The 3,817-nt window shown below is 67.6% G+C and carries 2 protein-coding genes, 1 tRNA gene, 1 rRNA gene and 1 pseudogene; all 5 read left to right on the top strand.

Annotated elements, in window-relative coordinates; genetic code table 11:
- Positions 1-225: 225 nt before the first annotated feature.
- Positions 226-347, top strand: a 5S ribosomal RNA gene (gene rrf / locus ACFQE9_RS15155).
- A 367-nt stretch (positions 348-714) separates the two neighbouring features.
- Positions 715-790, top strand: a tRNA-Cys gene (locus ACFQE9_RS15150).
- A 104-nt stretch (positions 791-894) separates the two neighbouring features.
- Positions 895-1,689 (top strand): hypothetical protein, encoded by a 795-nt coding sequence (locus ACFQE9_RS15145; RefSeq protein ID WP_379746617.1) that lies wholly within the window; start codon positions 895-897, stop codon positions 1,687-1,689.
- Entirely contained in the window at positions 1,686-2,933 is a 1,248-nt protein-coding gene (locus ACFQE9_RS15140) for a PD-(D/E)XK nuclease family protein (RefSeq protein ID WP_379746614.1), read from the top strand. The genes ACFQE9_RS15145 and ACFQE9_RS15140 overlap by 4 nt, the downstream gene beginning before the upstream one ends.
- Positions 2,926-3,817: pseudogene (locus ACFQE9_RS15135) on the top strand (UvrD-helicase domain-containing protein); the annotation flags it as partial. The gene ACFQE9_RS15140 and the pseudogene ACFQE9_RS15135, both read left to right, overlap by 8 nt.

The following is a 3,817-nucleotide window of genomic DNA, read 5'->3' as shown; positions in this document are numbered from 1 at the left end:
GTGCGCACCAAGGCAACGAGGTGTTAAGCCCACGAGCACTAACGGACCGAGCCACAGTCATATGGTCCACCTCACAGACTGAGTTCAGGCGGAAGCTGGATCGCACGTATACACGGTCGGAGTCTCGCACGCGCTCTCGCGAGCGCGTGCGGGATCGGACACGAGACCGACACAGGTGTCACACGAGTTGCTCGTGTGGGACGGTTCGAGTCCGTTCGTCGGCATGAAGGCGGCCAGAGCGGCAGGGACACACCCGTACCCATTCCGAACACGGAAGTTAAGTCTGCCAGCGTATCAGCGAGTACTGGAGTGGGAGACCCTCTGGGAGAGTTGGTTCGCCGCCTGACCACTCATACTTTCACTCATTCAGTCATTCAGTCAGTCACTCATTTACTCATTCAGTCATTCAGTCAGTCACTCATTTACTCATTCAGTCATTCAGTCAGTCACTCATTTACTCATTCAGTCATTCAGTCAGTCACTCATTCAGTCAGTCAGTAAGCAGTTCGAAGAGCGGGAGGGCCATGACGTTCACAAGTCGAAGACGATCACACCGACCCGGAAGGGGCCCGCCACGAGGGTAGCTCCGTGGTTGGTGTCGCTCACGTCCTACGCGTTGAAGCGTGTCTCGACGACGACGATGGCGCTTCCACGACCCCGAGCCGTACCGTCGACCGCTAGGCTTAAGCGACGGACGTTGCTAGAAACTGCTGCGCCAAGGTGGCAGAGTTCGGTCAGACGCAGCGGCCTGCAGAGCCGCCCAACGCCGGTTCAAATCCGGCCCTTGGCTTCCTCTGTTTCGATCGCCGAAAACGCATGGTTGATGTGACCAGGATCCGTACCTGGCCCCGATCACACGGCGAGCGACGTCCCGCCGCTCGCACACGAGAACCGATGGCATCCACCCCACAATCCGAACTCCCCTCGAACCTGACGCTTCACGTCGGCGACGAGGAGGCGCTGTTGGAGCGTGCGGGCTCGACGTCCGACATGGAGCTCGTGGTTGCGCCCGTTGAGCTGCATAGACGAAACCTCCAGCGGCGGCTTCGCGAATCGCGGACTCCGAAGGACGGCTTCGAGTTCGTCGGTCCGACGGGGATCGCCGAGCGGGTCCTGGAGGCCGACGATCGGCCGAATGTGGCCCTCGATCGCATCGATCGGCTCACGATGATTCGATCGGTACTGCGGGACGGTGATCCGTCCGTCGCGGCTCCGGCCGTGCCCTCGGACCCGCAGGCACTCGAGCAACTCCGAACCGAGGTGGAAAGCGTCACCGGCTTTCATCCGGCTCGCATCGATCGGCTCCGCGAGATCGCCGATGGGTTGGACGCCCCCATCGACGCCGATGCGGGAGAGATCACGACGGCGGCGGTCGGGCTCGAACGGACGCTTCGTCGCCGGGCCGAGAAGGCGGTCTCGGAGGTCGAGCTTCTCCGCGGTGCGACACGGGGTCTAACGGCGGCCGACGGAGATCCGTGGTGGGCGGCGTTTCCCGACGTCGAGCGCGTCTCGCTCGTCGGAGTGAGCGGCCTTCCGATCGCGCACGTCGATCTGTTGACCGCGATCGCCCGAACGACATCGGTCTCGATCGACGTCCACTTTCGACGCGGTACCGGGGCGTACCTCGAGGACCGCTTCCCGGCGCTTCTGGAGGTCGCCGACCCCGGATCGGTGGTGTTCGATCCGTGACGACGGGGGACCCCACGCGGCCGTCCCCGTCGATCCTCGATCCCGACGTCCCCGTCGCGGAGCTTGTGGCCCCGACCCGGCGGGCCGAGGCGCGCGCCGCCATGGCGCTCGTGGCCGGACTGCGGGACGCCGGCGTGGCGGTGCGCGACCTCGCCGTCGTCGCCCGCGATCTCGACGATTACGAGGAACCGCTTTACCGCGCCGCCGTCCAATGCGGGATCGCGCCCGTCTTCTGGACGCAGCTTCGCGTGACGCGGACGCGTCCGTTCGCGCTGATCGAGTCGGTCTGTGGAGCACTCGACGCCCGCGAACTCGACGCCGAAACCCTCTCGCGTCCGCTGGAACACCGGTGGTGTCCCCCCGGCGCGTCCGGATCCGAGTGGCCGATCGATCCGGCCGAGGTCCAGCGGATGGCGGATGCGCTTCCCGACGGGTCGCGACCGCCGTCAGGGTGGCGGGCGGCGATCCGGTCCACCCCGTGCATCGACGATCGCTCGCTCGCGTATCTCGAGTGGCTCGAGGAGCAGCCGGCTCCGTCTCCGAAGGCAGTCACGTCGGTTCTGGGCGACGTTCTCGAGGCCTACGAGCGCCTCGGGCTCCCGGTAACGAAGGCGCGTGACTCGCCGGCGCTTCTCGAGACGGAACGCGACGCGCGCGGCGTCGTGCGCGTTCGGACGCTCGTTCGACAGCTTCGACACAAGTACGACGACCGGCTCGCGGACGGGACCGTAGAGCGTTCCTGGGGGGACGTCGCGGAGCTGGCCGGACTCATCGCCACACAGCGCCCCGGCCGCCGGGAACACTCGAACGCCCGCGCCGTCGACGTTCTCGAGGCCAACGACGTCTGGCAGCTCGACGTTCCGTACGTGATCGCGGTCGGGCTCGTCGACGGGGAGTGGCCGCGGAAGACCGAAAGCGCCCTGCCGCCCGAACTGTGCGAGGAAATCCTCGCGGGCACGGGGCGCTCGCGCGGACTCGCTCCGCGGCCCGCCTGGACCGACGGTCGCGACCGCGACCAGCTCGACGACGTGATTCGCGCCGCCGGGAACGGGCTGGTGGTCACCCGTCACGCGGAGACGACCGACGGCGAGGAACGCCGCCGATCGTATCTGCTCGAACGCCTCGACCCGGAGCGCATCCCCGACGACGAGCGACGACGCCTCGTCGCCCCTGATCGCGAACTCCCGCGGGCAGTCCACGGGATGCGTCCGGGCGGGAACGGAGGGGCGGCGCCCGATGAGTGAGGAGCCGCTCCGCCTCGAGAACGCCCAGCGAGCGATCAGGGACGCCTACTTCGCCCACGACTCGGGGCTTTTCACCCTCGATTGCGTGCCCGGATCGGGCAAGTCCACCGTCTGTTATCACCTCGCCGCCGAGGACCTCCTCCGGCGGTACCTCGCCGGGGATCGAACGCCCGAGCGGCACGTCGCCGTCGTCTCCTTCTCCCGCGGGGAGGCGGCGAGCATCGTTCCGGAGGTGTGTGACCGGCTCCGCGCGATCGTCGAACACGACCTGGTACCGGCAGCGGACCGCGTCTCGGACGCCGAGCTGGAGCGGCTGATCGCGCGGATCCGCCGGGCGCCGTACGCGGGCACGATCGACGGCGTCCTCCGCGAGGTGTTCTCGTCGATCGCGGACGACATCGGCTTCGACGGGATGCCCGCGGTCGGAAACGCGGCCCGGATGAAACGGATTCACGCGACGTGTTACGAGACGATTCGCGCGGATCCGGAGATCGAGTCGCGGCTGTGTGACCTGGAGGACGCCTATCCCTCCGAGCGGTACGCCGACGGCGTTCGCGAGATGCTCGAGTCGGCGGTCTCACACTGCCGGGACCGGCGTCTCTCGACCGCCGAGTTCCGACGGGAACTCGAACGGACGGCGGCGAGCGTGTATCCCGACGGTCCGCCGGAGTCGTTCGCCGACGTCGTGGACGCGGTGGGACACCACGTCGGCACCCTCGCCGGGGAGCGGCGCCGTGGCGGGACCCCGGAGGCCGACCGTGACCGCGACGATCCCGGAACGGACGACCGGTTCGACGACGTTGATGGGGAAACCCGTCACCGTCTCGTCGAGGCGGACGCGCGACTGCACGCGGCGTGGCGCGCCCGCCTCGACGACTTCGGGA

This window comes from Halopenitus salinus (genome assembly GCF_042662125.1).
In the GTDB taxonomy this organism is placed as follows: domain Archaea; phylum Halobacteriota; class Halobacteria; order Halobacteriales; family Haloferacaceae; genus Halopenitus; species Halopenitus salinus.
This window is presented reverse-complemented; position numbering and strand designations above follow the sequence as displayed.

Excerpts from the sequence above, each read along its gene's own strand:
- ACFQE9_RS15145 (WP_379746617.1), top strand. The coding sequence starts at position 895 with ATGGCATCCACCCCACAATCCGAACTCCCCTCGAACCTGACGCTTCAC.